Here is a 26,582-nt window from a genome sequence, read left to right as displayed (position 1 = left end):
AGGCGAGTATTGCGATGGCAACCTTGATCGACCCGGATTTCCGCGCGCGTTTGCGTGCCCTGAACGAAAAATATGCGGCTGGCGTGCCGGCCCTGTTGCAGGCGATTGCGCAGGCAAGCGGCCGCTGCGACAGCGAAGGCCCGCGCCTGGAGCCGTTAACGGAGCTGCACCGCGCGCTGCACGCGGTGGCCGGCTCGGCCGCCACTTTCGGCTTTGCCGCGCTGGGGCAGGAGTGCCGGCGCATCGAACAGCTGGTGCGCGCCATGCTCAACACCCCTGCGCAGGCGGTGGCGGAATGGTCTGCCGTGCGGGTGCAGGTGGTGGCGCTGCTGGACTGGGCGCGACGCGACGCGGCCGCCCCCCATTTCACTGCGTAAGTGACCGCGCCATAGTAATGTGGTTGCAATGATTCATTTGATACAACGCAAAGCACTCGCGTCGCAGATTAGGATATAGTGTCTCCATGCCGCTGGTACAGGGCGCCGCAAGACGGGGATTTGGCTATTAAAGTAGTGTTCGCAAGTTTATTTTGCGAAAGAATGGTTTTTCTCAGTTTTGTTGGTATAATTGGGCATCGTTGGATTCGAGGTAGTAGTGCAGTTTGTCTGTCATTTCTTTCTTGCTTCAAACGATATAACGGGCGCAAGCCCAACTTAACTGAAATAGGAAATTGTAATGGCAACTGGCATCGTAAAATGGTTCAATGATTCGAAGGGTTTCGGCTTTATTACCCCTGACGAAGGCGGCGAAGATCTGTTCGCTCACTTCTCGGCTATCCAGTCGAACGGCTTCAAGTCCCTGCAAGAGAACCAACGCGTTTCTTTTGAAGTGACCGCTGGCCCTAAAGGCAAGCAAGCTTCGAACATTCAGCCAATCTAATACGCTGGATCAAACGAAATAAAGAAATCCTCGGTCTCCGAGGATTTTTTTTCGTCTAAATTTCCGTGAAGTATCGGTTTTGCGAGTGTTTTATGGGCTACGCGGCTCTTTTTGCGTGCTTTGCATCACCGTGTAGGTCGGCTTAGCGCTTGCGCGTAAGCCGACAAGGGTGGCGTTGGGAAGATGTATGGGCTGGTGTCGGCTTACGCTGCGCTAAGCCGACCTACGCTTGCCAATGCTGATCCGGGAGTTGTTGTTTCCTCATGCGTCACGACGCCGGACAAAACCGTCGCGAGCGGAAGGAAGAGGTGGCCGAGAAGCGCAACCGTACTCTAGTACGGTGAGCATCACAGGCCGCCTATGCCGACGCGCAGCAGGTTTGGTCCCGCGTCTTCAAATAGCCCGCTCGCGCCAGTAATCTGGTTGCGAATAACTGTGCCTCAAAAAATCCACAAACGCCCGTATGCGCAGCGGCAAGTGGCGGCGCTGGGCGAACACGGCATAAATGTCGTTGCCCGGGGCGGCGAACTGGTCCAGTACCGTCACCAGTTGGCCCGAGGCGATCTCGGCGCCGACTTCCCACATCGAGCGCCACGCCAGGCCCTTGCCGGCCAGCGCCCAGTCATGCAGCACTTCGCCATCGTTGCAGACCATATTGCCGGCCACCTTTAAAATCACATTCTTGCCGTTTTCGCGGAAAGTCCAGCCCCGCTGGCTGCCTTCGCTGCTGATCGCCAGGCAATTGTGTTTCGCCAGGTCGGCCGGAATACGGGGCGTGCCCGCCCGTTTCAAATAGGCGGGCGAACCGACGAGCACGCGCTGGTTGTCGGCCAGCTTGGTGCTCACGAGCGAGGAATCGGACAGGCTGGCGATGCGGATGGCCACGTCGATGCCTTCGCCGATCAGGTCGACGAGGCGGTCGTTCAGGTTCAGCGACACCGTCACGTCGCGGTGCTCGGCGACAAAAGAGGGGATCAAAGGCGCCACGTGCTGGCGGCCGAAGCCGGCCGGCGCGGAAATGAGCAGATGGCCGCTGGCTTTGACACTGCGCTCGGCCACGGCCGCTTCCGCCTCTTCGAGTTCACCGAGGATGCGCTGGCAATCTTCCAGGAAGGCGGCGCCTTCATTCGTCAAGGCCAGCTTGCGCGTCGTACGCTGCAGCAATTTGACGCCGAGGCGCTGCTCCAGCGCATCGAGGCGCCGGCCTATCATGGCCGGAGCGATGCCTTCGGCGCGCGCGGCGGCCGACAGGCTGCCCTTGGCCACCACTTCCACGAAGGTTGATATTTGTCTGAACTGTCCCATGCCGTGCTCCCGCGATGCCATCACTTGTGATAAAAACGCATAGATGAAGTGATTTTTAATCTCGTTTCCATGCCTTATAGTGCAATACTATAGAACAAACGCGCCGCCCGGCAGAGTGTTTTTGCGCCTCTGTCCAGCTTGTCCGCGCAGTCGTTCGGCTTATACTTGGATCACCAGATTACCTTTGCTTATATTGACTAAAAACCGGAGAACTTCATGACGCAGAACACGATCGCACTTCCCGAAGACATGCAAATCACGGGTGACATCCAGCCCGTCTATGAACAGATTTTGACGCCGGCCGCATTGGATCTGATTGCCAAGCTGACGCGCGCTTTCGAGCCGCGCCGCCAGGAACTGCTGGCCGTGCGCGTGGAACGGGCCAAACGCCTCGACGCGGGCGAGCGTCCTGATTTCCTGCCAGAAACCGCGCACATCCGCGATGGCGACTGGAAGATCGCGCCGATCCCGAAGGCGCTGGAATGCCGCCGCGTGGAAATCACGGGTCCCGTCGAGCGCAAGATGGTCATCAACGCCTTCAATTCCGGCGCGGACAGCTACATGACGGACTTCGAAGATTCGAACACGCCGAACTGGGATAACCAGTTGACGGGCCAGATCAATATGTTCGACGCCGTGCGCAAGACGATTTCGCTGGAGCAAAATGGCAAGTCGTACAAGCTGAACGACAAAATCGCGACACTCGTCGTGCGACCGCGCGGCTGGCACCTCGATGAAAAGCACGTGCTGGTCGATGGCAAGCGCATTTCCGGCGGCATTTTCGATTTCGCCCTGTTCATGTTCCATAATGCCAAGGAGCAATTGGCACGCGGCGCCGGCCCGTATTTCTATCTGCCGAAGATGGAATCGCACCTGGAAGCGCGCCTGTGGAACGATATCTTCGTCATGACGCAAAACGAATTGGGCTTGCCGCAAGGCACGATCAAGGCGACGGTGCTGATCGAAACCATTCTGGCGGCCTTCGAAATGGATGAAATCCTGTACGAGCTGAAAGAACACAGCTCGGGCCTGAACGCGGGCCGCTGGGATTACATCTTCTCGTGCATCAAGAAATTCAAGCTGGACAAGGATTTCTGCCTGGCCGACCGCGCGAAAGTTACGATGACGGCACCGTTCATGCGGGCCTACGCCTTGCTGCTACTGAAAACCTGCCACAAGCGGGGTGCGCCAGCGATCGGCGGCATGGCGGCCTTGATCCCGATCAAGAACGATCCGGAAAAGAACGACATCGCCATGGGCGGCGTACGCAACGACAAGGCGCGCGACGCCACCGACGGCTACGACGGCGGCTGGGTTGCCCATCCGGGCCTGGTGGAACTGGCCATGGGCGAGTTCACCAAAGTGCTCGGTGACAAGCCGAACCAGATCGAGAAACAGCGTCCCGACATCGACGTGAAAGCGTCGGATCTGCTGAACTTCCAGCCAGAAGCACCGATCACGGAAGCGGGCTTGCGCTATAACATCAACGTGGGCATCCATTACCTGGGCAGCTGGCTGGCCGGCAATGGTTGCGTGCCCATCCACAACCTGATGGAAGACGCGGCCACGGCCGAGATCAGCCGCTCGCAAGTGTGGCAGTGGATTCGTTCCAGCAAGGGCGTGCTGGAAGATGGCCGCAAGGTGACGGCCGAGATGGTGCGCGCCATGATTCCCGAAGAGCTGGCCAAGGTGCAGCGCGATGCGCCAGGCGGCAACGGCCCGACCTATGTGCGCGCCGGCCAGATTTTCGAGGAAATGTCGACGTCGGAATCGTTCGCCGAATTCCTGACCTTGCCGCTGTACGAAGAAATCTGATCCTGATCAAATAGCAGCATAAAAAATCCCGGCGATGCCTTAAGCATCTGCCGGGATTTTTTATTGTGGAAGAGTTTTTTTAAAAATTATTCTTCCACATCCGTAGCGCGGCGAACGCTTCCACGGGTGAGGCATCTGCCGTCAGCTTGCCTTCCACCTTCAGGCTGGTCAGGATCGCCGGTTCGCGATAGCGCAGGAAAGGATTCGTGGCTTTTTCAAGGGCGATGGTCGACGGCACGGTCGACAAACCCTGCTGGCGCTTTTCCGTATCGATGGCGATGCGTTCCTGCAAGGCTACATTGCCCGGTTCGACGGCGTTGGCAAAGCGTAAATTGGACAAGGTGTACTCATGCGCGCAAAATACCTCGGTATCGTCGGGCAGGGCGGCCAGCTTGCCCAGGGAATCGGCCATCTGGCCCGGCGTGCCTTCGAACAGGCGGCCGCAGCCGCCGGCAAACAGGGTGTCGCCGGAAAACAGCCATGGTGCGCCGCTGCGTTCGTCGCGCTGGCGCACGTAGGCGATATGTCCCTTGGTATGGCCGGGCACGTCGATGACGCTCATCTGCAAACCCAGCTCGGGCACATGGGCGACATCGCCTTCGGCAAGCGCTTGCGTGATGGCTGTGATAGCCTCATTGCGCGGGCCGAAGACGGGGACGGCGAAATGCTGCAACAATTCAGGCACGCCACCCGTGTGGTCGGCGTGGTGATGCGTGAGTAAAATGGCGCACAAGGTCAATTGATGGGCTTGCAGCGCATCGAGGATGGGCGTCGCATCACCGGGGTCGACCACGGCGGCGTGGCGGCCGTCATGGATCAGCCACAGGTAATTGTCGGCAAAGGCGGGCACGGCAAGTACCGATAAAGCGTGTTCAGGGGAGTGTGTCATGAGCAAAAGAGAAAACTGAATGGACAGTGTGGCATCCGAAAAATCCATTATAGCGCTTGACGGCTGGCTGCAGACGCCGGCCGGTCTGTACGTGCGCGCCTGGGAGCAGCAATGCCTCGACAGCCTGACCGTCGATATCTTCGGTTTTAATGCCGTGCAGATCGGCTTGCCCCAGCTCGATGCGCTGGCGGCCAACCGCATGCCGAACAAATGGCTGCTCGACGCGCGCCTGCCTTCGCGCTCGCCGCAGGAGCGCCGCCTGACCCTGGTGTCGGCCTTCGACGAGTTGCCGTTCGACTCGCAAAGCCTGGATCTGGTGGTCTTGCCGCATGTACTCGAATTTGCCGCCGAGCCGCACCAGGTCTTGCGCGAAGTCGAGCGCGTGCTGATCCCCGAGGGACGCGTGATCGTCTGCGGCTTCAATCCGGCCAGCCTGTGGGGCATGCGCCAGGGGGTGGGGCGGATCACGGGCCGCCACTACCTGCCGCAAGCAGGCGAGCTGATCTCTATGCCGCGCATGAAAGACTGGTTAAAATTGCTGAACATGGGCGTCAGCCAAAGCTACTTCGGCTGCTACGCACCTGCCTGCAGGACAGAAAAATGGCTACGCCGCAACGCTTTCATGGACAGGGCCGGTGCGCGCTGGTGGCCATATCTGGGCGCAGTGTATATAGTGCAGGCGATCAAGCGCGTCAAAGGGATGCGTTTGATCGGTCCGGCGTGGACCAAGAAACCGGCGACGGCGCCCGCAGGCGCACCGGTCACGAATAAAAGGCGGGAACAGCAAGATGGCTAAGTTTGAAGACAAGGTAGAGATTTACGCCGATGGCGCATGCAAGGGCAATCCCGGCACAGGCGGCTGGGGGGCGCTGATGGTGGCCGATGGCGCCAAGAAAGAAATTTACGGCGGGGAATTGAATACGACGAATAACCGGATGGAATTGAAGGCCGTGATCGAAGCCTTGACGGCGCTCAAACGTCCTTGCCAGGTGGTGCTGTATACAGATAGCCAGTACGTGCAAAAAGGTATCAGCGAATGGATCCACGGCTGGAAGGCGCGCGGCTGGAAAACGGCGGCCAAGGCGCCCGTGAAAAACGTCGACCTGTGGCAAGCGCTCGATACGGCCCAGGCCATCCATGAAGTGGAATGGCGCTGGGTGCGCGGCCACAATGGCCATCCCGGTAACGAGCGGGCTGATCAGTTGGCCAATCTGGGCGTGGAAACCGTGCGCGCGTAAGCATATCCAAGCTCGGGAGTTGTAATCGCAGGGCACAGGTTTGCTATACTGTGCCCTTCGCTTTTTGCTTTTACGAATGAATCCGCCATGCGTCAAATTGTTCTCGATACTGAAACCACCGGCCTGAACCCGCGTACGGGCGACCGCATCCTGGAGATCGGGGCGGTCGAGCTGAACAACCGCATGTTGACTGGGAATAATTTCCACCATTACATCAATCCCGAGCGCGATTCGGAAGAGGGCGCGTTGGCCGTCCACGGATTGACGACGGAATTCCTTAGCGACAAGCCAAAATTCGCGGAAATCGCCGACGAGTTTCGTGCCTACATCGCCGGCGCCGAACTCATCATCCACAACGCCCCGTTCGATATCGGCTTCCTGAACGCGGAATTCAAGCGCCTGAACCTGCCGCCCGTGCACGAGCAAGTGGTTGGCGTGATCGACACCCTGGTGCAGGCGAAAGAAATGCATCCGGGCAAGCGCAACTCGCTCGATGCCCTGTGCGACCGCTACGGCGTCTCGAACGCCCACCGCAAGCTGCACGGCGCGCTGCTCGACTCCGAGTTGCTGGCCGACGTCTACCTGGCCATGACGCGTGGGCAAAACAGCCTGAGCATGGAAGAAGAAGTGGAAGTGGCCGCCGACGGCGCCGCCCTGGAAATCGTGCCACTGGCCGAAGTCATCTTCCAGAGCGCCACGGCCGACGAACTCGCCGCCCACGAAGCCACCATCGCCGGCCTCGACAAGGCAGCCAAAGGCCAGTGCATCTGGACCGCCGTCACGGCACCGCCAGCGGCCGCCTGAGAAAAAGCGATGGTATGGTAAATTTCCTCTTGCCAGCCCTTGCAGATGCCGCAACACCTATGCGATAATTCGCCTCGCTTCGGGAGGTTAGCTCAGGGGTAGAGCACTGCATTCACACTGCAGGGGTCGCAAGTTCGAAACTTGCACTTCCCACCAAATTTTACGTTTTTATTCAATGACTTAGGATTTCATACCTTGTCTGAATAGGAACTTGGGGCAAATCTTGGGCAATGGGTTTTTCGTTCATTGTCCAGCCCCAAACGATACGGCCGCTTCCTGCGGCCGTTTTCACGTCAAGGGAGTCCATAAGCTTAGCTTGCGGGCGGTTCCTCTCGACGGAATTATTAAGCTAAACCAGCGCCAGACCTATTTGTTGCCAGCGCCAGCGGGTGCATTGCTGCGCCCTTCGCCGGATGGCTTACCCGTTCCACTTGGCCACCCTCCGCCATTTCCTTGGCCACGGCCCCCGCCGGCTGCCCCGCCAGCTTTACTGTCACCGCCCTGGGAGCCAGCACTACGGCCCCCGTTATTACCGCTACCTTTACTCATTTTTATCTCCTTTCCGGGTCACTGTGAATCGTCACGAGTCTGCTGGACACCCGCTAGCCTTTCAAAATGCCTTCGCTCGCACTCGGAATGCCGCTCATTTCTTGTCGCCTTTGTTGCTTGCCGCTTCACATCACGGACATGCGGCATTCGCCAGGCCTCCGGTGTTGCAAGCATTGAGGTAGCCTTGCGCCACTGCTGGCGTCAATTTACCGCCCGTCTGTGCGTTGATGAATGCTGTGCGACAAGCGCTTTGACCGTTGCTCCCCGGGACAATCGTTTGAGCGTTCATGCGTTGAACATAGGTGACGGGGTCGACGCCACAGAGCAGGGCGTTGCTTTGCGCGACAAACGCTCCGGCAGCGTTCTGGACGATATTGGTCGCTTGTTCGCAGTTGTTGGCCTGAGTGCGCACTGTCAGGTGGAGAGGGACGGGCGGGTTCACGCCATTTGGCTGGAGACCGAAGGTCAAGTGAACGTCGGGTTGTGCGGCCGTCAATTCACACACTTGCAGGTTTTGCGTAGCAGGGCTGAGGCTTTTGCAGAGGCCGCTGGTGGCGGCATTGCCATAAAACGCCAGCGATGGGCATCGATTTGGAATCTGCGCCAAAGCACAGGAGGAGGCGGACAACAGCGAAACGATCATTGCGGCATGACGCATCTGGGATTTCATCTTGTTCCTTTCGACTTGGTTGAATGGTTGAGTCTGCTATCTCAAATTGAGGTCTGGCGACTAGCTCCAGGATGTAAGCAATACAAATCCTACATGTTTCGACTAAAGAAAAACTATTCAAATGTAATAATATTAATTTTTTGAAAATATCGTTGATATGTATCAGTGGTGTCCCGGTCCAACTGAGCACAAGTGCGCTTTCCAGGTATCGGGGGGATGTTATCTGCTGATGCGATAGCGCTCTTGATCCTTTCCTTGAGCGGAAAAATCATCGATCCAGCTGCCGTGCGATCGTCCCGATTCCGGCTCAGGAAGTACGGATCGTCTTCGGCCAAGGTACTGACTGACGGCAGCATCAACGCGTGCATCGAAGGTGACGATCCCAAGGGGGCGCCGATGCGCGAACTGAAGCTGATCACGCCGCCGGCTTGGGTCTGGGCTCTGGGGTTCAAAATCTGCCACTCCTGGTCTCGCGTACGCAACTCGGTGTCGAGTTCGGAGGCCGGTAAAAACATGGCTTGCAATGCCTGCACCGTCCCACCCGGCCCCGGCGGCAGTGAGGCAGACGGCGATGGACGCTGTACAGCCTCGGCTACTGATTTTCTTAAGATATAGAACATAATAATGTTATACAAACGCCATTTTTCTCCAGCGGTGTTGTAGTATGGAAATTCGTAACTGGCGTTTGGCGATTGAGGCACTCAGGGGATTTCCCTTTTGTAAGCATGATTCCATGGCTGCGACCTTTGCGGCCATTTTCGTATGCGGGCAATCCTGGCTTGCTTTGCATCGATCCGGCGCTTGCCGAGGCATCGTCAAAATATCAAACTGGGGATCAGGAATGCCGAACTCGCTTGCCTATCATGTTGTCGTAAATGCGCTCGAGGGCAAGGCTGGCTGGACGCCGATGAGCAGGTTCGTCTCCGCGGTGTCGCACGCCATCAGTGGCCACTTGCCATATCAGCGCTACCATGCCGCTGGCCGCACCAGAATGGCTGAGGGAGCTGGGGCCGGTGTGGTCGAGCGCATGGTCAACGACTTCCTCGCCACCGACATCAACCCTGGTTATCTGCTTCTATCGTCATTCCAGCGCGAAGCCGATGTGTTGATCGCGTTCAACGTCTATAACCAGTCAGCCAAACTCGGCGTGCAGACTAGCCTTGGCGCCAGTGGCTACGCGCGCCGGCCCAGCAGTGCCTCCCGCAATGGCGCAGATGGAACGCTTGCGGCCGATGGCGACGATCCTGATGGCTGCCGCCAAGGCACCCTGGCGATTGTGGAAACCATGATGGCGACCACGCGGCGCAATGCGCAGTTGCCGAACGGAGCAGAAAAGCGCAGCTTGACCACCATTGCCAATATCCTGGGTGTGGAGGCGTCTGCTGCCGGAGAAGTGGCTCTGGTGTTTGAAAGCGAGGGACACCTTCCCATCGCCAGTGTCGCCCGCAAGCTGGGCTGCCACCAGCGCACTTTGGAGCGCCGGTTGCGGGAGTCAAATATAACCGCTGAAGCCCTTAGACAAGCGTCGCGCTTGATTCGCGCATCGCATCGCCTCTCATCCTTCGACAGCCTTACGATGATTGCCTTTGACGAAGGTTTTTCTGATTTGGCCCACATGACCAGGGCATTTCAAACCGCATCGGGAATGCCTCCCAGTCTCATACGCAAGTTGATGCGCCTTCAGCCACCTCATAGGTGACTTTCCATTTCCAAGCTTGCTTATTACGGCGGCGTGTCATGCAGCCCAGTAGGCCGAGGCCGGTCAGCAGCATGCCGTAGTGTAGCTCACGTCCGTTATAACTGCGATAGCACTGGGCATGCAAGGGATTGGCGCGCCGACGTTGAGGGGCCATTGCGTCAGCCGTGCGCCCGTATGCCGAAGGCAGATAGTCCAGGTGCGCCCAAATACAGGCACTCGGACCTGCCCAAAAACAGGCCAGGCCCTGTTGTCTTTCACATTGGCGCGAGTTACCCGGATCGCCCTTGGTGAGACCGGCCGGGTTCAGGCCGAACCATGATGGCGATATTGTTACAGGTCGGACGTTGCGTTCCCATCGGGAATGACCAGTACAAAATCGTAGCCCTGAATCATGCCCTGGACACTGCTGTCTCCATTCGCCAGGGATTTGGCCGATCCCAGCAAGGGGCGCACGTCGAACAATGACCATTCCTTATGTTCACTCGCCGCGGCAAAGAAGGGCAATACGCCAGCCATGGTGGACTTGGTATCGACTTTTTCGATTTCTGTGGTGGCAGACGCGCGCCCAATGCCGGCAAATTGCGACTGCTGGCCTTTGGACGCCAGCACCAGCACATGCAGCGATTTTTGTCCGCGGCCTTCCGCATATTCAGCCAGATAATTGCCGATCTCCCGGCTACCGGCGCCAAGCGGGTTATAGCCCCGGAATACATGCACTGCACCGGCTTTCAGCAACATGCGCTGTGCAGGCGCAAGCGTCAAATGGCTGGCCACATACTGCTTCATCAGCCTGGCACGCTGTGTATTGGACGAATACCCTTGTCCCGGCGTCATGTTTTTGGCATAAATGCTGCGGCTATCAATCAAGGAATTCAACATCGCCAGGGCGGGCATTTCCTTGGGTGTCGTGAGCAGCTTCTGTAACGCGACTAATTCTTCTTCCTTGATTTTTACCATGAAAAGCTCTCGCGGATCTCCGCTCTCCGACGCGCGGCGATAATCGTCGCTTTCAAGCTTGCGGAAGGCCTCGATTTTTGATTTCGCCAAAGGACCAAGCGGTTGCTCGGCCATTTGATCGAGCAAATATTTCGAAGCGCCCATGAGTTCCTGATCCATTCCCACTAAATGGAACGATGGTCCGGCAGCTTTCGCGATACGCGCCAGGAATTGGGCCTCAGCTTGCCATTTGTAAAACGCAGTCGCGACCGGATATGCCTTATTAAATGCCGCTATGCCAGCGACGCCGGTATCGGATTTCAACGTTTTTTCCAAAGCATCAGCAACCGCCGGCCCATTTTCGATAATCAGCGTCGTAAATCCTTGCTTTGCCAGTTCTTCAAAATACGCCGCCGAAAAATTCGCAATTTCTGCAATGCCATGGTCTTCGCCGATGAGTACGAACTGGCTTTCCAGGCCCGCGTTTAGCAATGTCGCAGCACCGGAACCAGCCATCTTTCCATGATCGATTGTGATAGTCGTGCGTAGGGTGGCCAGGCGGTCTGGCAACGATAGCGGCTTATCCGCTGACAAGACAGGCATGGCCAAGCTGGCCAGCATGGTAAAAATAATCATGGAACGAGGTTTTTGCATTATTTTTCGCATAAATTGTGTTCTGGCTGGCGATTTCAGTCGCGGTGTATTTGGAAGCAGGATGTCCTGCCCGGCTGGTAAGCAATCGCGATCACGCGCTATCAGTATGCTGCGCGTAATTCGGGTAGGCTGGCCTTGAGGATACTTCCTTTTATAATTTTTATGTATGGGCGGGAAGGAGAAATTCGCAGATGCCACGGTAAATCAGGTGACGCGACAAGGATCCTGACACAGATGGGCGTAAGTTTGGCTACTGGAATATAGTATCCGCAAATAATTGATGGAATTTTAATAATTCTCACCGCTGATTGCCCTGGAGACCGACACCGGGCGTCTAACTGCATCACCTGAATGACATAAACATGAAAAATACCAACAAGGCCACCCTGACCGGGCTGGGCGCCATTCTGCTGTGGAGCTCGATTATCGGACTGATCCGCAATGTCACCGATCTGCTGGGACCCACGGGCGGGGCGGCGATGATGTACAGCGTGGCGTCGGTGTTCCTGCTGCTGTCCGTGGGTTGCACGAGGCCGAGCGAATTTCCACGCCGCTATCTGCTCTGGGGCAGCCTGCTGTTCGTCACTTATGAGCTGTGCCTGGCGCTGTCGATAGCCTATGCCAGCACGGCGCGCCAGGCCATCGAGGTGGGCATGGTGAACTATCTGTGGCCAACCTTCACCATCGTCGCGGCCATCGTGTTCAATGGGCAGAAGAGCAATTTCCTCATCGTGCCGGGTTTCCTGCTGTCCGTCGCCGGCATCAGCTGGGTGCTGGGCGGCGAACAGGGTTTTGATCTGGCTGGTAGCGTGGCCAACGTGCGCGGCAACCCGCTCAGCTATGGCCTGGCCTTTGCCGGCGCGGTGATATGGGCCGCGTATTGCACCGTGACGGCGCGCATCGCGCAGGGCAAGAATGGCGTGACCCTGTTCTTCATCCTCGTTTCCGTCAGCTTGTGGATCAAATACCTGCTGCAAGGCGGCGGCCCCATGGTGTTTACTGTCGAGGCCGTCATCTACCTGCTGCTGGCGGCCGGCGCCATGGGCTTTGGCTACGGCGCCTGGAACGTGGGCATTTTGCACGGCAACGTCACGATCCTGGCCGGCGCCTCGTATTTCATCCCCGTGCTGTCCGCCGCGCTGTCGTCGCTGCTGCTGCGCACGCCGCTGTCGCTGGCCTTCTGGCAAGGTTCGGCGATGGTGTGCGGCGGCGCCATCCTGTGCTGGCTGGCGACGCGCGCACGACGCATCAAACCAGTCAGCACCTAACACCGCGCCGCCAGCCGCTAGTGCGACAGCACCGAATCGCGCGACTTGTGCCCGAGGTAAGGCAGCAAACTGATGAGGCCAAGCACGGCCAGCGCGACGCCGACCCACAGCGGGGAGCGCAGGCCGTAGCCGGCGGCGATGCCGAGGCCGCCGAGCCAGGAACCGGCGCCCAGGCCGATGTTGATGACGGACGTGTGCACCGTGTTGACCAGCGGCCCCGGATGGGCCGTTTTCATCACGCGGGCGATGATGGCGGGATTCATCGACATGCCGACCAGGCCCGTGACGACCAGCAAGGCGACGCTGATGGTCTTGTCGTGCGCAAAGACGGCGAACAGCGCCAGGCTGATGCTCAGGATGACCATGCCCCAGACCATGATGACGGTGGTGTAGCGGTCCGCATAGCGGCCGACCACGCCATTGCCCACCACGTTGGCGACGCCGTAGACGCCCAGCAGCCAGGGGATGTCGGAAGCTTGAAATCCTGTAATTTGCGTCAGGATGGCCGCGAAGTAGCTGAAGGCCGCGAAAATCGCTCCGATGATGAGGCCGCTGCTGGCGTAAGCCGCCCACAGGTGGCGGTTGCGGAATTCCCCCAGTTCCTTGCCGAGGCTGACGACTTCGGACGGTTTGGAGGGCGGCACCAGTACGCTGATGAGCGCCAGGCACATCAGCGCCATCAGCACCACCAGCCAGAAGCTGGCGCGCCATCCCAGGTGCTGGTCGATGAGCGTGGCGACCGGCACGCCCACCACGGAAGCGAGCATGAGGCCGCCAATCACGACGGCGGCGGCGCGTCCGCGCGCGTCGGGCGCGACGATGTCGGCACAGATCGCCAGGGACAGGCCAAAGCAGGTGGCGGCGGCCACGCCCGTGACCACCCGCGCGATGGCCAGGATGTCATAGCTGGTAGCGGACGCGGCGACGGACTGGGCCAGCACATAAAAGCCCAGCAGCCACAGCAGGCCCTGCTTGTTCGGCACGCGCAGCTTGAGCAGGACGATGGTGCTCAGCGGGCCGCCGATGACCATGCCCATGGCGTAGAGCGAGATCAGGTAGCCGATGCGTGTCACCGGTTCGTCCATGGCCAGGGCCAGCGACGGCATCATGCCCGCCACCATGAATTCGGAGGTGGTTAACGAAAAGATCGTCAACCCCAAAATGTAAACAACCAGCGGCATAGCAATATCCTTCGAGAGTAATAACAAAAACACCCGCCAGGCGTGGCGCGCTACTGCCGCATGCGGCAGTAGCGCGCCACGTCCTGGTCAGGTGTTGCAAGACGTAAAGACGCTGTCCGGAATGTCGCCGACCAACAGATTGGGAAAGTCGCGTACCGACAGGTGCTGCGGGTCGTTGCCAGTGACCATGCGCAACAGGCGGTTGCCACCGGCCTCCAGGTAAAAGACCGATGGCGGCTTACCCGTCCGCTCGACTACCCAGGCGTCCGCCTCCCGGCCCAGCACGCTGTGGAGGCCGTCGTGACGGGCACTTCCGTCGACCAGCACCGCTTGCGGCAGGAACAGGTCACGGAACGGCGTCACCTCGTCGGCCAGCGCCGTGCCCTGCAGCTGCTGGCCAGTTGCCTGCGCCTGCCTTGCGTAGGCCACTTTCTGCTTGCGGCTTTGTTCACGCCTGGCGTCGCCGATTTCCGACATCCACAGCAGGTGTCCATGTTCCTTTTCCGGCCAGGGATTGAACAGGCCGTCGATGCGGCAGATGTTGCGCGCATAGTCGAACCAGCAATAGCCGGACGTGACCTGGTCATCCGCCTGCATCGGCGTCCAGTAGGAAACATAGGCGCTGCTCCATTGCATCGGCAACAGCGGCGGTGAGACGTGTGTCGGCATGGTGTCTCCCTTAGCGGCCCAGCGCGTAGCCAAGGCTGGCCATCAGCGCTTCCTGCAGCGACGGCAAGTCCTTGCGGCGGGCGTCGAAGCTGGCAGTCAGCTCTTCATTGCTCAGTTCGATGCGCTCGCCCACGCTTTCAAACCACAGGCGGCTGCTGTTGGCGTGCTCCTTGAACAGTTGCACCAGGGGCACGGCGCGGGCATTGAAACTGTCCAGGGCGGCGGCCGTGCCGGCTTCGGTATTGAGGATTTTGACCAGCAGCAGGGCGGCCACCACGGCCATGGTGGTACCGTGGCCGATGGAGAAATGCCCCGATTGCAACGCATCGCCGAGCAGGACGAACTTGCCCTCGCAGGCATGGTCGTGGCTGAGGGTCATGAAGTTGCGCCAGCCCTGGCCCGGTTGGCTCTGCAGCCCGTGCTCGCCGAGTTCGGCTTTGAACGTGTTGGCGATGTACGCGGCGGCATCGCGCTCGGACAGCGCTTCCAGCCCGGCCCTGGCGTACGTTTCTTCGCTGCACTCGACGATAAAGGTGCTCATCGTGTCCGAGTATTTATAGGCATGGCCGATGAAAATGCCGTGCTCATTGCTGCGGAACACCAGGTTCATCTGGTCGAACAGCTGGGTGGTGCCGTACCAGATGTATTTGTTGCGGCCGAAATCGATGTGCGGCGCCAGCGCCGGCGGCAAGTCCAGCGATTTGTAATTGACGCCATTCGAGACCACCACCAGGTCGTACTCGGCTTCCAGCTGCGCCTTGTCCGCTGGCGGCGTTTCGTAACTGATCGTGATGCCGGCCGCCACGCACTTGGCGCGCAGGGCCTGCACCAGGGCCTGGCGTCCGACGCCGCACAGGGTCACGCCGGTGCTCATCAGGTTGGGCTGGTCGTGATGCACGAGCTTGAATTCTTCCAGGAACTGCGGATTGAGCCGCTCCGGCTGCTCCAGGTAGGACAGCGGGTTGGCGGGATGGCGCGGCGGGCGTCCCGGCAGCACGACACCCCAGCCCAGCACTTCTTCCGGGGTGTTTTTTTCCGTAATGCTGATATTCCAGCCGGGCTGGGCCTGTTTCATTTGACTGGCGAAAAGCAGTCCTGCTGGGCCTGCGCCGATGACGAGAATGTTCATTAATTTACCCTTCCAAGTTTGTACCAAACGTTTTGTTTCTTCTGGATTTGCTGCAATTCATCGTAAGGAACCGATGTGAAGTACAGTTTCTCCGCCATGTCTGGCGGATAAACACGGGGGAATTTCTTGTGCATGTAGCGCGTGTAGCGCGTCTGCAGGAAGAAAATCAGATTCGGATTGCTCAGCGCTTCATAGTTGGCGATCGCCATGTCCTGCATGGCGTCCGCCTGCACCTTGCGCTGCTGCGTGAACTCGGACAGGGCAGGGCCCAGGGCGTTGCCGTGCTTTTCCAGCAGGGAAACGAAGACGTGGACGTCTTCCAGCGCCATGTTCATGCCTTGCCCGAGGAAGGGGGCGGTGGCATGCGCCGCATCGCCGATCAGCAGGATATTGGCCTTGTAGTGGAAGGTGCTGGAGCGGACATTGATGAGGTCGTTGCTGGGCAGCGCCATGAACTGGTCCAGCATCTCCTTGCGGCGCTCCGGCGGCAGGGTGCCGAAGTAGCGGCTGAAGAAGTCGGCCATGGCTTCGCGGTTGAGCGTGCCCAGGCTGGGCGTGCCGGTGTAGGGCAGGCACAGGGCAAAGCTGATGCTGCCGTCCGGGATGGTGGCCGCGCGGCCGGCAAACAGGCCCTTGGAATCCATGCCGAAGAAGTACAGCAAATCCTTCCTGAAACCCAGATCCGCCGCGTTCGGCAACACCAGCGTCTTGTAGCCGTGGCGGAAGTAACTTTGCCGGAACTCGAAACGGCGCATGCCGCTTTGCATGGCGCGCCGCACGGCCGAGTGGGCGCCGTCGGCGCCAATGACCAGGTCGCCATGCAGTTGCTGCAAGACGCCGTCCGGGCCCTGGATCAGCACGATCTTTCTTTCCAGGTCGACATCCAGGCATTTATGCTCAAAGTAATATTTCACCTCGTGCTTGGCGGCATGCCGGTTCAGCAGGCGCTGGAAGGCGGTGCGGTCCAGCGACAGGGGGAACAGGCCTTCGAGCGGAGTCAGTTCGCGTATCCGGTGCCGGCCGCCCACGCTGAAGGCCATGCCGACGATGGGTTCACCGCACTGGTCGAGTTCCTGCTTGCTGATGCCCGCTCCCAGGACGGCCTTGATGCCGCGCACCGTCATGCTCACGCCGATGGCGCGCGAGTTGACCGGGTCGGCGTTTGCCGCGTTTTCCAGCAGCGGATCGCCGCGTTTTTCGACAACGTGGACATCGTGTCCCCGTTGCGCCAGATAAATGGCGCTGAGGCTACCTGCCAGGCCTCCGCCGACGATAATGATTTTATGCATTTCAAGCCTCTCTTGACATCTTTCCCCGAGATAAATCGGTAAGTTGCTGATTAAAAAATTCCAACATTTCTATCGGCGCCATGCCGATGGCATCGCTCTCAAGGCTGCGCGCGTACTGCGCCAGCGCCAGGCATTTCTGCGCCAGCATGTCGCAGCCCAGGCTGTAGTCGCTGCTGACCCGGCTGCTGACGGGCGCTGGCACGGGCGGCCCCGCATGGCGGCCGGGCACGCCGGACGGCATGTTCATCAGGGCGGCCGACAGGGGACGCAACAGGCCGGTCATGATGTCGATGGAGGCGTTCATCAGGCGCGATCGGCGCAGGCTGCCCAGCGGCTGCTGCGCGAAATGGTGCGCCATCATCAGGAAGGTCAGTTCGTAGCAGCCCTGATACAGCTGCATCAGCGCGCGCGCCTTGTGGTCGGTCACCACGGTGCAGTCCGCGCGCGCTTCCAGCACGGGATTCTTCAGCGCCGGCACGGCCGGCTCGAACGGCTTGTCGCAGGCTGAAAATTTGCCGGCGACGGTGCGCAGCCGCTGGAAGTGCGACGAGGCGAAATGCGGCGAATCGACGGCCACGCCTTCGCCCTGTTCCGTGACGAAATCGATGGCGAACAAGGCGCTGTCGCGGTCGGACACTTCCAGCTGGTAGCCGGGATAGGCGCGGTTGGTCAGTTCTTTCAGGAACAAATGGTGTTCGCCACCGCGCTTGCCGCCGCCGCTCTCGAACAGGCCGGGCAGCCCGGCCAGGGCCTGGCGGATCGCGATATAGAAGGTGGCAATCGATTTGCCCGGCGTGGGAAGGTAGTCGGGCCATTCGAAGCGCACGAAGCGGGCCAGCACGTGTTCGGAAAATGGCTCGAACGCAAATTCCGTATCCAGGCCGAAACGCTGGCGCGCCTGCTGGCCCAGCAGCGGCGTGCCGCTGTAAAACGGCTCGCCCAGCGCCATCAGCACATTGTTCACTAATAAGTAGTGAATCATTTCTTCATGCGCAATTTCCAGCAGGGCGCCGCGCGTGCCGCTGTTGCGGCGCCGGTCTTCGGCGCCGCAGGCCAGCTCCAGCTCGGCCGGCAGCCAGCGGCCGGCCTGCACCAGCGCCTCCCCCTGCGCATAATTGGGAATGGAATACGCGGCATACAGGTATTGCAGCATCAGCGACAGTTCCAGGTCGATGGCCTTTTTCAGCTCCTCGATCAGTTCGGTCTTGCTGCCGATGACAGGCGGCACCGCCGCTTCCGGCACCGCCGCCTTGGCCGCGGCTGCCGCCTCGACCTGGGTCAGGTATTTCAGGAACAGGCGCGATTTTGGCAGCGACAGTTCGCGGGTGCTGGGCATGTAGTAGCTTTTTTCGCGGTTCTGCGGATCGCACATCTGCCACATCAGGCGCGAATACGTTTCGCACTTGCACTGGTCCGCCAGGCTGAAGACCTTGTCGGACATGAAGGGATACACGAGCTCGTAGTAGCTCATCACATGCCGGTAGAGGAAGGCGTAGTCGACCTGTTCGGCCGGCACGTCGTCGAGATCCCAGTCGTCGGGCAGCACGCGCACGCCGAGGTATTGTTTGGCGTTGCCTGTGCCCAGCACGACGCGGGTCGCGCCCGGCCGGCGCCCCGTCAGGATCAGCGCCGTGTAGCCATGCCCGAGCGGCGACGGTTGCTGCTGCACGGCCAGCAGCGCGCCGTCTTCCGCTTCCGCCAGGGACGGGGGTGCCGCCAGCTCGCCGCGGAAGCGGCTTTGCACGGTGATCGTCAGCGGAAATTGCTCGTGCTTTTTGCGGTTTGGCGCCTCCAGGTACAACTGGTTGCTGTCTGATTGCAGCACCCAGTCGGCTTCGTCCCACTGCGCCTGCGCGCTGCCCAGGCTGAGCGCACCCGAGGCGCCAGCGTGCAGCAGCGGCACGTCGAAGACGCCGTGATGGCGCCAGTGGTCGCGGTACAGCGGCTCGGGTATCCGCGCCAGCAAGGTGCCGGCGCCATCCTGCAGCAGCAGGTCGCCGAGCGCCTGCTTGCCGCCCAGCGCATGCGTGGGATGCTGTTCCGAGACGGCGGCCGCGTCGCGCGTGGTGAACGGAATGGCGGTCGGCATGTTGAACGCGACGCGGTCCGCATGCACTTGCACCAGCACCGGCCCCAGGCTGGCCTGGCGCGGCTGCAGCAGGCGGCCGGCCGGATAGGTGGCCAGCTCGCCGCGCCGCCACAGGCCGATGCTGCCGGCCAGGTCGTAGAACACGGGCGAGTCGGGTTTTAGCGGCGTCGACATATTGAACAGGGAGTACTGCACCGTCAGGCCCAGCACCTCGTCGTCGGCCAGGGCTTGCTGCAAGGCATGCATGCTGGCCGGCAGCGGCAGGTCCGCATTGAACAGGAAATGCGGGTCCTGCTTGGCCACGGAAAACTGGAACAGCCTGGCGCGCCCGAATTCCTCGTCCAGGAAATGCCCGCTGCGTTCCGTGACATGGCCGCTGCCCAGCCAGCGCACCGAGTGCGCCTGTGCGATGTCGGCCGTGAACAAGGTGGGCGTGTTGGGCGTGGCCAGCTTGTCGCTCAAGGTGAACTGGCCGGCGTAGATCAGCGTGGTGTCGGGCTGGGCCGGGTTGTTGTCGATCCACCTGGCACGGTTGAACGTCGTGCGCAAGTACTCGTTGTAGTGGCCCCACAGGCCCAGCTTGGCGCCCACCAGCGGGTCCTGCGTATCGACCTCGCCATGGCGCAGCTGGACACCCGTGATCCGCGCGTTTTCCCACGAGAAATGATTGTTCCCGCAAAAATTGTAGCCTGCCGCCAGGCTGAAGATACCGTCCGGATCGGGCTTGCCCTGTGCGTTGAAGCGGGGGGCAAGCTGTTTCAGGTGCGCATGGAATTCGGCCGGTGGCCGGCTCAGGTCGACAGCTTCGCCCGCCATCGATACCGCATTCGTGGCGATATCGATGTTGCCGTGCGTATTGCGATTCCCCGTCGGTACATTGGCGCGGGCAAAACCCCGAAAATGCAGGCGGGGAAAGTCAAGTAAGCTCATGCGCGCTCGGTCGAGGAAGTGATGAAGGTATCGTTGGCGGCGGCGACGACGTCGTCGAGTTGATCCAGCCGCTGCAGCAACAGGCCGCTGGCTTGCTGGGCGCTGATCAGGCTGCCTTCCATCCAGCCGCAATGCGCGGTATAGGCATCCGAGCAGGAGATGATGCCGTCGCGGTGCAGCAGCACGGCCGGATGCTCGGCTTCCGGCTCCACGCAAAACTCGACGCCATGCGGCCAGAACTTGTGGAAGTGCGCCTTGATCGGCGGCAGCGGCTGGCCATCGAGCGGCAGGACTTCTTCCAGGTGGCTGCGGACACGCTCCAGGTACACCTCTTCACCAAGCTCCAGGCTGTCGCGCCAGTAAGTGGCGCTTTTGCTGTCGGTATAGAACAGCACGTACTTGTCGCCCTTGAAGTAGATCTTGCGCAGGGGATTTGCCGCCATCAGCACCTTGTCGGTCAGCCCCAGCGCGTCCCACCAGGCCGTGTCGAACGTGAAGAATCCCTTGAACAGGGGCAGCGAGTCGTACTGGAACGGACTCCAGGCGGCAGGAAAATCCAGGTTCAGGCGCGGCATGGCGGACGGCGGGACGGTCATCACCAGATGGCGTGTCCGGTGCATATGCGTGTCGCCGTGGTGGCTGAAGGCAAGCACATGCTCGGCGCCCGATTTTTCAACGGACAGCAAGCGGTGTTCGAGCCGGAATTCCACCCCGGCGGCCTGCGCCTGGTGCTGCAACTGGCACAGCAACGCGTGGTAGCCGTCGGTGGCATAGTGCCACTGGTTGGCGGCGTTTTCCGTAAAGTGCTGCGTTTCCGGGTGCTTCTTGATGATGTCGTAGGCCATGGCCGCCGACACCATCGGCAGCAGCAAGGCGTCATAGCCGGTCGCCTTGATGATCTGGGTGGCTCTGGCGGCGCCCAGGTAATGGCTGAAGAACGCGAGGAAGGAGTCGTTCGGATGCTCTTTCAGCATCGGGCTCAGGCCATCGAGCGTTGCCTTCAGCTCTTCCAGCACGCTATCGCGGGAGATGACCTCGGTGAACGGGTAGACGGCATGCGGCAGTCCGCTGCCCTGCATCAGTTGCTGGAAATGTGGATGCAGCTGCGGCGAGTAGCGGGCGGCGCCGAGTTCGGCAATTTCCTCGCCGTTTATTTTTCGCGACTGGATGCGGCCGCCGACGGTGGCATTCAGGTCGAATACGCGGATGCGCAGCTTCCTGCTGGCGGCCGCGTCGATCAGTTGATTGGCGCAAGTCAGGCCTCCTATGCCGGCACCCACGATGCAAATATCAGAATACGTGCTCATACGAAATTCCTTTTTAACGTGCATTAATCAAAAAGCTGCAAAATCGCTAGCAAAAGTTTCCCCGGCACGTGTAGGCGAGGGAGGGGGACGCTGCGTGTTACCGCACTTCGCGAGCGTTATCGGCTGGGAAATGAAGAGCCTGGCGAAAACTGGCGTTGTGTCTGGAATGGTCGATTCTTGGCAGCAGAGTTTCTGTTTCAAATCAAAGATGGCACCGACAGTAGCCCACGCATCGGGCAGTCAATTTGATAAATATCAATGTAGTTGTCGTTCGGCGTGACGCCTGTGTTGATGCAGCGCTGCCTGCGCGATGGCGGCGGCGGTGTGCCTGGCAGGGGCAGGGAGGACTGGAATGTGGAGCGGTGCGGGCTCTCCCGCCACTGTCCTGGTCCGTTAGACCGCAGTCATGCGAAGAGTTCCGCTGTTTGCCGATGGCGACAGAGCCGGCAATGGATCCTGTCGCCATCGGCGGTGGGTAGGTCTCTTTTTGCTGCTTTTTTTACTTTGCTGCTGAAGTCCGTTAAAAATCCACGGCGGCCGACAGTTGCACGCTGCGGGGCGCCGATTGCGAGACGGTGCCATACGAGGCCACGCCGGCCCAGTAGTGACGGTCAAACGCGTTCATCAGGCCGGCGCGCAATGTCGTCGCCTTGCCGGCGATGGCCGTGCGGTAGCGCAAGCCCAGGTCGACCTTGGTCCACGACGGCACCGATTGCAGATTCGTCTGGTCGACAAACTGCTTGCTCGTGTAGCTGACGGCGCCCGTGGCCGTCAGGCCCGGCCAGTACGGCAGATCCCATTCGCCGCCCAGGTTGGCCATCGACGTGGGCACGCCGACGGGGCGCTTGCCGATGGTGGCAGCGTTGTTGGTCTTCACCAGGCGCCCGTCGAGCAGGGTGACGCCGGCCAGCAGGCGCACGGCCTTGCTGGCGGCGCCGGACAGGTTCAGTTCCAGGCCACGGTTGCGCTGTTCGCTATCCATGCTGTAGACCTTGCCATACAGCTGGCCGCTGGGTTTGCTCACCTGGAACACGGCCAGGGTCGCCAGCACGACGCCGAAATCGGCCTTCGTGCCCACTTCATACTGCTTGCTCTTGTAGGGCGCGAAGACCTGGCCTGCATTGTCGGCGATGTTCGGCGCGATATCACCCTTGCTCAAGCCCTCGATATAGTTCGCATACAGCGACACGTGGCGCAACGGCTTGACGACGATGCCGGCCAGCGGCGTCAGGGCGCCCTGTTTGTAATGCGTGGTGAGCGCGCCGCTGGTAGCGTGGTAGTTTTTCGATTCGACCAGCTGGCGGCGTACGCCCAGGGTCAGTTGCACGCGCTGGTCCAGCATGTCCAGCGTATCGGCCACGGCCAGGCTGGAGAGGGTCGACGCCGACAGCTTCGGCACGCGGGCCGGAGCGGGAATGCCGGGGTCGGGCACGGCGACAGGGTGGTAGATATTCGAGGTGATGAGCTTGCCGGAATTGCTCACGCTGCCAAACTCGTCGCGGTAGACATTGCCCATCACGACCAGCGCATGCTCGATGCCGCCCGTGCGCAAGCGCGTGCGCACGCCCGTGTCGGCGCTGGCGCGCCGCACGCGGAATTTCCAATTCATGGGCGTGACCGTCATGTCGCCGGCCGCGCTGGTGATGGTCGGCGCCTGGTCCGAATAGCGCGAGACGTCGGAGCGCGTGCCGCCCACGTCGGCGAACACGGTGACCTTGTCGTTCACATCGTATTCGAGCTTGCCCAGGGTGGCCAGGTCGTTCGACTTCCACCAGCCCCAGGACTGGGCGATATTGCGCCGGCCATCGGGCGCTTGCGGCACGGGCAGGCGCGCGGCCACGAGGAAGGGGCGCGTAGGCGCGTCGATCCACTGGTATTGCTCGATCACGTCGAGCGAGGCGCGCAGCCGCTGTCCCTGGTAATCGAGGGCGACGGCCGCCACTTCCGCGCGCGAGGTCTGGTGATCGAGCGGCGTGTGGCCCTGGCGGTGCAAGCCATTGACGCGGATGCCGAAGCGCCGCTCGTCGCCGAAGCGGCGGCTGACGTCGATGGCCGCGCCGGCCTGCGAGCCCGAGCCGTAGTCAAAAGTCAGGCGCGTCAGGTCGCGCGGCAAGGAGCGTTTCGGCACGGCATTGACTACGCCGCCCACGCCGCCATTCGGCGACATGCCGTACAGCAGGGCGGCAGGTCCCTTGAGGACCTCGACGCTCTGCAGGTATTCCGTAAACAGGTGGTAATTGGGCGACACGCCATACACGCCGTCAAACGCCACTTCGCTCAGATTGCCCTCGTTGAGGGGAAAGCCGCGGATGAAAAACGAATCCGTGACGCCGCCGATCTGGCCCGTGAAGCGGGTCGATGGGTCGCCGCCCAGCACCTCGGCCAGGGTCAGCGCCTGCTGGTCCAGCATGCGCTGGCTCGTGTAGCTGTTGATGCTGAAGGGCGTATCGAGCAAGTCTTTTTCACCGAGCATGCCGGCGCGCGCGCTTTTGGCGATCTGTCCGCCGGCGTCCGCTTCAGCCTGGCCATTCACCAGCACGGTGGCGAGCGGGGTGGATGCATCAGCCGCCGCCTGGGCGATCGCCTGCGGCGTGACGCTGGCAACGAGCAGGCCGGCGAGGATCAGCCGGGTGGTGAGGTGGGGGTGGGCGAGGGGGGAATGTGGAATGGGCATCAAGGGCAGCGTATAAAGTTAGTAGGGAGGAATTGCATGCACGATATTATAAATGAGAATCATTACGATTTATAATGATTAACATCGTCATCGCTGCCACGCTCACGACCATGCCGTGCGCGTGCCTGGAGGGCATTTCAGCGCGGAAAATGGCCATCCTGGGCCTTCAGATCCCGATATTTGCTGTCTTATATAAGATTCGTCGCCATCGGATACACAAACAGCGGCAGGACAGTCTAAAATACGTGGTGGGCAAGCACGGCGTCACCGCCGGCACACTAGCCGTCCAAAGCAAGGCTAACCGTCCTGTGTTTGGAATGAAGAAAGTTAACCACCAGGCATCACCGCATACAAGGGAATGAACATGGCAACACAAAAATCCAAAATCATCTACACGCTGACTGACGAGGCGCCGCTGCTCGCGACGTATTCCCTGCTGCCAATTATCAAAAAATTCACCGCGCCGGCTGGCGTGGACGTGGTCGCCAGCGATATTTCGGTGGCGTCGCGTGTACTGGCTGAATTTCCCGAATTCCTGACGGACGCGCAAAAAGTCCCGAACACCCTGGCTGAACTGGGCAAATTGACCCAGAATCCGGACACCAACATCATCAAGCTGCCGAACATCAGCGCTTCCCAGGGCCAGCTGATCGCCTGCGTGCGCGAATTGCAAGGCCGTGGCTACAAGCTGCCGGATTACCCGGAAGATGCGAAGACGGAAGAAGAAAAAGCCTTGAAGGCCCGCTACGGCAAGTGCATCGGCAGCTCCGTCAACCCGGTCCTGCGTGAAGGCAATTCCGACCGCCGCGCGCCGAAGGCTGTCAAAGAGTACGCACGCAAGCACCCGCATTCGATGGGCGAGTGGAGCCAGTCGTCGCAAACGCACGTCTCGCACATGCACCATGGCGACTTCTACCATGGCGAAAAATCGCTGACCCTGGAAAAGGCGCGCGACGTCAAGATGGAACTGGTCACGGCCTCGGGCAAGACCATCGTGCTGAAACCAAAGGTTTCCCTGCAAGCGGGCGAAATCATCGACAGCATGTTCATGAGCAAGAAAGCGCTGCTGGAGTTCTACGAGAAGGAAATCGACGACGCCTTCAAGACGGGCGTGATGTTCTCGCTGCACGTCAAGGCGACCATGATGAAGGTCTCGCACCCGATCGTTTTCGGCCACTGCGTGCGCATCTTCTACAAGGACGCGTTCGCCAAGCACGCCGCCCTGTTCGACAAGCTGGGCGTGAATGTCAACAATGGCATGAGCAACCTGTACGACAAGATCGAAACCTTGCCGGCGTCGCAAAAAGATGAAGTGCTGAAAGACCTGCACGCCTGCCACGCGCATCGTCCGGAACTGGCCATGGTCGATTCGGCCAAGGGCATCACCAACTTCCATTCGCCGAACGACATCATCGTCGACGCGTCGATGCCCGCCATGATCCGTATCGGCGGCAAGATGTGGGGCGCCGATGGCCGTCCGAAAGACGTCAAGGCAGTCATGCCGGAATCGACTTTCGCACGGATCTACCAGGAAATGATTGGCTTCTGCAAATGGCATGGCAACTTCGATCCGAAGACCATGGGCACCGTGCCGAACGTGGGCCTGATGGCGCAGCAAGCGGAAGAATACGGTTCGCACGACAAGACGTTTGAAGTGCCTGAAGGCGGCATCGCCAACATCACCGACCTGGAAACGGGCGAAGTGCTGCTGACGCAAACGGTGGAAGAGGGCGATATCTGGCGCATGTGCCAGGTCAAGGACGCGCCGATCCGCGACTGGGTCAAGCTGGCCGTCACGCGCGCGCGCAACTCGGGCATGCCTGCCGTGTTCTGGCTCGATTCCTACCGTCCGCACGAGAACGAAGTCATCAAGAAGGTACAGGTTTACCTGAAAGAGCACGACACCAAGGGCCTGGACATCCAGATCATGTCGCAAACGCGCGCCATGCGCTACACCCTGGAACGCGCCTTCCGCGGCCTGGACACCATCTCGGTGACCGGCAACATCCTGCGCGATTACCTGACCGATCTGTTCCCGATCCTGGAACTGGGTACGTCCGCCAAGATGCTGTCGATCGTGCCTTTGATGGCCGGCGGCGGCATGTACGAAACGGGCGCCGGCGGTTCGGCACCGAAACACGTCAAGCAATTGGTGGAAGAAAACCATTTGCGCTGGGATTCGCTGGGCGAGTTCCTGGCCCTGGCCGTGTCGCTGGAAGACATGGGCATCAAGACGGGCAACGCCAAGGCCAAAATCCTGGCGAAAACCCTCGATGAAGCCACTGGCAAGCTGCTGGACAACAACAAGTCGCCATCGCCACGTACCGGCGAGCTGGACAACCGCGGCAGCCATTTCTACCTGGCCATGTACTGGGCGCAAGCCCTGGCTACGCAGAAGGACGATGCGGAACTGGCAGCGCATTTTGCGCCATTGGCCAAGGCCCTGGCCGACAACGAAGAAAAGATCGTTGCCGAGCTGAAAGCAGTACAAGGCAAGGAAACGGATATCGGCGGCTACTACCTGCCCGATCCGGCGAAGACGGAAGCGGTCATGCGTCCTAGCGCCAGCCTGAATGCCGTGCTGGACAGCATCTGATGCAGTCCTGAC

At 60.3% G+C, this 26,582-nt stretch carries 22 protein-coding genes and 1 tRNA gene; 11 read left to right on the top strand and 12 right to left on the bottom strand.

What is annotated here, in order from left to right:
- The first annotated feature begins 14 nt into the window (after positions 1–14).
- Together FG13_RS06430 and FG13_RS06425 are read left to right on the top strand one after the other, a co-directional pair.
- Positions 15–377, top strand: a complete 363-nt coding sequence (locus tag FG13_RS06430; protein ID WP_035819457.1) for an Hpt domain-containing protein — start codon at positions 15–17, stop codon at positions 375–377.
- Positions 378–675: 298 nt separating this feature from the next.
- Complete coding sequence (locus FG13_RS06425) at positions 676–879, top strand: cold-shock protein (RefSeq protein ID WP_010398811.1); 204 nt, start codon at positions 676–678, stop codon at positions 877–879.
- 393 nt (positions 880–1,272) lie between these two features.
- Here FG13_RS06425 and FG13_RS06420 read toward each other — a convergent pair whose 3' ends face one another.
- On the bottom strand, positions 1,273–2,184 hold the full coding sequence (locus FG13_RS06420; RefSeq protein ID WP_035819455.1) for a LysR family transcriptional regulator: 912 nt from the start codon (positions 2,182–2,184) through the stop codon (positions 1,273–1,275).
- Positions 2,185–2,400: 216 nt separating this feature from the next.
- Here FG13_RS06420 and aceB point away from each other — a divergent pair, with 216 nt between their 5' ends.
- A complete protein-coding gene (gene aceB, locus FG13_RS06415; RefSeq protein ID WP_035819452.1) occupies positions 2,401–3,999 on the top strand; it encodes a malate synthase A in 1,599 nt (532 codons plus the stop codon).
- Positions 4,000–4,078: 79 nt separating this feature from the next.
- Here the strand turns inward: aceB and gloB are convergent, their stop codons facing one another.
- Entirely contained in the window at positions 4,079–4,888 is an 810-nt protein-coding gene (gloB, locus tag FG13_RS06410; RefSeq protein ID WP_035819450.1) for a hydroxyacylglutathione hydrolase, read from the bottom strand.
- Between the two features lie 19 nt (positions 4,889–4,907).
- Between gloB and FG13_RS06405 the strand changes: the two genes are divergently transcribed.
- From FG13_RS06405 to FG13_RS06390, 4 genes are all read left to right on the top strand, one after another.
- Positions 4,908–5,684 carry a class I SAM-dependent methyltransferase gene (locus FG13_RS06405; RefSeq protein ID WP_035819448.1) on the top strand — a complete coding sequence of 259 codons (777 nt, stop codon included), beginning with the start codon at positions 4,908–4,910 and terminating at the stop codon, positions 5,682–5,684.
- Positions 5,677–6,126 (top strand): ribonuclease HI, encoded by a 450-nt coding sequence (gene rnhA / locus FG13_RS06400; protein WP_035819446.1) that lies wholly within the window; start codon positions 5,677–5,679, stop codon positions 6,124–6,126. Before FG13_RS06405 ends, rnhA begins: the two co-directional genes overlap by 8 nt.
- An 87-nt stretch (positions 6,127–6,213) precedes the next feature.
- Positions 6,214–6,930 (top strand): DNA polymerase III subunit epsilon, encoded by a 717-nt coding sequence (gene dnaQ / locus FG13_RS06395; protein WP_035819444.1) that lies wholly within the window; start codon positions 6,214–6,216, stop codon positions 6,928–6,930.
- Between the two features lie 81 nt (positions 6,931–7,011).
- Positions 7,012–7,086: transfer RNA gene (locus FG13_RS06390), tRNA-Val, on the top strand.
- 523 nt (positions 7,087–7,609) lie between these two features.
- Here FG13_RS06390 and FG13_RS06385 read toward each other — a convergent pair.
- Positions 7,610–8,149 (bottom strand): hypothetical protein, encoded by a 540-nt coding sequence (locus FG13_RS06385; protein ID WP_099402194.1) that lies wholly within the window; start codon positions 8,147–8,149, stop codon positions 7,610–7,612.
- Between the two features lie 113 nt (positions 8,150–8,262).
- Positions 8,263–8,850 (bottom strand): hypothetical protein, encoded by a 588-nt coding sequence (locus FG13_RS06380; protein WP_161784154.1) that lies wholly within the window; start codon positions 8,848–8,850, stop codon positions 8,263–8,265.
- 32 nt (positions 8,851–8,882) lie between these two features.
- Here FG13_RS06380 and FG13_RS06375 point away from each other — a divergent pair, with 32 nt between their 5' ends.
- The gene (locus FG13_RS06375; RefSeq protein ID WP_161784153.1) at positions 8,883–9,848 is read left to right on the top strand and encodes a helix-turn-helix domain-containing protein; all 966 of its coding nucleotides are present in this window, start codon (positions 8,883–8,885) and stop codon (positions 9,846–9,848) included.
- A 330-nt stretch (positions 9,849–10,178) separates the two neighbouring features.
- Here the strand turns inward: FG13_RS06375 and FG13_RS06370 are convergent, their stop codons facing one another.
- Positions 10,179–11,438, bottom strand: coding sequence for a hypothetical protein (locus FG13_RS06370; protein ID WP_152598699.1), 1,260 nt, complete (start codon positions 11,436–11,438; stop codon positions 10,179–10,181).
- Positions 11,439–11,800: 362 nt separating this feature from the next.
- On the opposite strand from FG13_RS06370, the gene yddG reads away from it, so the two are divergent.
- On the top strand, positions 11,801–12,706 hold the full coding sequence (gene yddG / locus FG13_RS06365) for an aromatic amino acid DMT transporter YddG (RefSeq protein WP_035819433.1): 906 nt from the start codon (positions 11,801–11,803) through the stop codon (positions 12,704–12,706).
- A gap of 17 nt (positions 12,707–12,723) precedes the next feature.
- Here the strand turns inward: yddG and FG13_RS06360 are convergent, their stop codons facing one another.
- The 7 genes from FG13_RS06360 to FG13_RS06330 form a co-directional block, all read right to left on the bottom strand.
- Entirely contained in the window at positions 12,724–13,887 is a 1,164-nt protein-coding gene (locus FG13_RS06360; protein WP_035819431.1) for an MFS transporter, read from the bottom strand.
- Positions 13,888–13,974: 87 nt separating this feature from the next.
- A complete protein-coding gene (vioE, locus tag FG13_RS06355) occupies positions 13,975–14,556 on the bottom strand; it encodes a violacein biosynthesis enzyme VioE (RefSeq protein ID WP_035819428.1) in 582 nt (193 codons plus the stop codon).
- A 10-nt stretch (positions 14,557–14,566) separates the two neighbouring features.
- Positions 14,567–15,631, bottom strand: coding sequence for a tryptophan hydroxylase (locus FG13_RS06350; protein WP_200880257.1), 1,065 nt, complete (start codon positions 15,629–15,631; stop codon positions 14,567–14,569).
- A 53-nt stretch (positions 15,632–15,684) separates the two neighbouring features.
- Positions 15,685–16,974, bottom strand: coding sequence for an FAD-dependent oxidoreductase (locus tag FG13_RS06345; protein WP_035819422.1), 1,290 nt, complete (start codon positions 16,972–16,974; stop codon positions 15,685–15,687).
- A gap of 1 nt (position 16,975) precedes the next feature.
- A complete protein-coding gene (gene vioB, locus FG13_RS06340; protein ID WP_035819420.1) occupies positions 16,976–19,993 on the bottom strand; it encodes an iminophenyl-pyruvate dimer synthase VioB in 3,018 nt (1,005 codons plus the stop codon).
- Positions 19,990–21,300 carry an FAD-dependent oxidoreductase gene (locus FG13_RS06335; protein ID WP_051958649.1) on the bottom strand — a complete coding sequence of 437 codons (1,311 nt, stop codon included), beginning with the start codon at positions 21,298–21,300 and terminating at the stop codon, positions 19,990–19,992. Before FG13_RS06335 ends, vioB begins: the two co-directional genes overlap by 4 nt.
- A 520-nt stretch (positions 21,301–21,820) precedes the next feature.
- On the bottom strand, positions 21,821–23,974 hold the full coding sequence (locus FG13_RS06330; RefSeq protein WP_051958648.1) for a TonB-dependent receptor: 2,154 nt from the start codon (positions 23,972–23,974) through the stop codon (positions 21,821–21,823).
- Positions 23,975–24,048: 74 nt separating this feature from the next.
- On the opposite strand from FG13_RS06330, the gene FG13_RS06325 reads away from it, so the two are divergent.
- Together FG13_RS06325 and FG13_RS06320 are read left to right on the top strand one after the other, a co-directional pair.
- Positions 24,049–24,336, top strand: coding sequence for a hypothetical protein (locus FG13_RS06325; protein WP_035819416.1), 288 nt, complete (start codon positions 24,049–24,051; stop codon positions 24,334–24,336).
- A gap of 2 nt (positions 24,337–24,338) precedes the next feature.
- Positions 24,339–26,570: an NADP-dependent isocitrate dehydrogenase gene (locus tag FG13_RS06320; protein ID WP_035827478.1), complete on the top strand. Its 2,232-nt coding sequence runs from the start codon at positions 24,339–24,341 to the stop codon at positions 26,568–26,570.
- Positions 26,571–26,582 lie beyond the last annotated feature (12 nt).

Origin of the sequence: Janthinobacterium sp. RA13, from assembly GCF_000745325.1 — a bacterium.
Classification (GTDB): domain Bacteria; phylum Pseudomonadota; class Gammaproteobacteria; order Burkholderiales; family Burkholderiaceae_D; genus Janthinobacterium; species Janthinobacterium rivuli.
This window is presented reverse-complemented; position numbering and strand designations above follow the sequence as displayed.

What these genes read in the sequence shown, in the direction of transcription:
- vioB (WP_035819420.1), bottom strand. Translation starts at nt 19,993, where the DNA reads ATGAGCTTACTTGACTTTCCCCGCCTGCATTTTCGGGGTTTTGCCCGC.
- FG13_RS06360 (WP_035819431.1), bottom strand. Translation starts at nt 13,887, where the DNA reads ATGCCGCTGGTTGTTTACATTTTGGGGTTGACGATCTTTTCGTTAACC.
- yddG (WP_035819433.1), top strand. Translation starts at nt 11,801, where the DNA reads ATGAAAAATACCAACAAGGCCACCCTGACCGGGCTGGGCGCCATTCTG.
- FG13_RS06420 (WP_035819455.1), bottom strand. Translation starts at nt 2,184, where the DNA reads ATGGGACAGTTCAGACAAATATCAACCTTCGTGGAAGTGGTGGCCAAG.
- vioE (WP_035819428.1), bottom strand. Translation starts at nt 14,556, where the DNA reads ATGCCGACACACGTCTCACCGCCGCTGTTGCCGATGCAATGGAGCAGC.
- FG13_RS06345 (WP_035819422.1), bottom strand. Translation starts at nt 16,974, where the DNA reads ATGCATAAAATCATTATCGTCGGCGGAGGCCTGGCAGGTAGCCTCAGC.
- FG13_RS06330 (WP_051958648.1), bottom strand. Translation starts at nt 23,974, where the DNA reads ATGCCCATTCCACATTCCCCCCTCGCCCACCCCCACCTCACCACCCGG.
- rnhA (WP_035819446.1), top strand. Translation starts at nt 5,677, where the DNA reads ATGGCTAAGTTTGAAGACAAGGTAGAGATTTACGCCGATGGCGCATGC.
- FG13_RS06335 (WP_051958649.1), bottom strand. Translation starts at nt 21,300, where the DNA reads ATGAGCACGTATTCTGATATTTGCATCGTGGGTGCCGGCATAGGAGGC.
- FG13_RS06405 (WP_035819448.1), top strand. Translation starts at nt 4,908, where the DNA reads ATGGACAGTGTGGCATCCGAAAAATCCATTATAGCGCTTGACGGCTGG.
- FG13_RS06370 (WP_152598699.1), bottom strand. Translation starts at nt 11,438, where the DNA reads ATGCAAAAACCTCGTTCCATGATTATTTTTACCATGCTGGCCAGCTTG.
- FG13_RS06430 (WP_035819457.1), top strand. Translation starts at nt 15, where the DNA reads ATGGCAACCTTGATCGACCCGGATTTCCGCGCGCGTTTGCGTGCCCTG.
- FG13_RS06385 (WP_099402194.1), bottom strand. Translation starts at nt 8,149, where the DNA reads ATGAAATCCCAGATGCGTCATGCCGCAATGATCGTTTCGCTGTTGTCC.
- FG13_RS06425 (WP_010398811.1), top strand. Translation starts at nt 676, where the DNA reads ATGGCAACTGGCATCGTAAAATGGTTCAATGATTCGAAGGGTTTCGGC.
- FG13_RS06375 (WP_161784153.1), top strand. Translation starts at nt 8,883, where the DNA reads ATGGCTGCGACCTTTGCGGCCATTTTCGTATGCGGGCAATCCTGGCTT.
- FG13_RS06320 (WP_035827478.1), top strand. Translation starts at nt 24,339, where the DNA reads ATGGCAACACAAAAATCCAAAATCATCTACACGCTGACTGACGAGGCG.
- gloB (WP_035819450.1), bottom strand. Translation starts at nt 4,888, where the DNA reads ATGACACACTCCCCTGAACACGCTTTATCGGTACTTGCCGTGCCCGCC.
- FG13_RS06325 (WP_035819416.1), top strand. Translation starts at nt 24,049, where the DNA reads ATGATTAACATCGTCATCGCTGCCACGCTCACGACCATGCCGTGCGCG.
- FG13_RS06350 (WP_200880257.1), bottom strand. Translation starts at nt 15,631, where the DNA reads ATGAAACAGGCCCAGCCCGGCTGGAATATCAGCATTACGGAAAAAAAC.
- dnaQ (WP_035819444.1), top strand. Translation starts at nt 6,214, where the DNA reads ATGCGTCAAATTGTTCTCGATACTGAAACCACCGGCCTGAACCCGCGT.
- aceB (WP_035819452.1), top strand. Translation starts at nt 2,401, where the DNA reads ATGACGCAGAACACGATCGCACTTCCCGAAGACATGCAAATCACGGGT.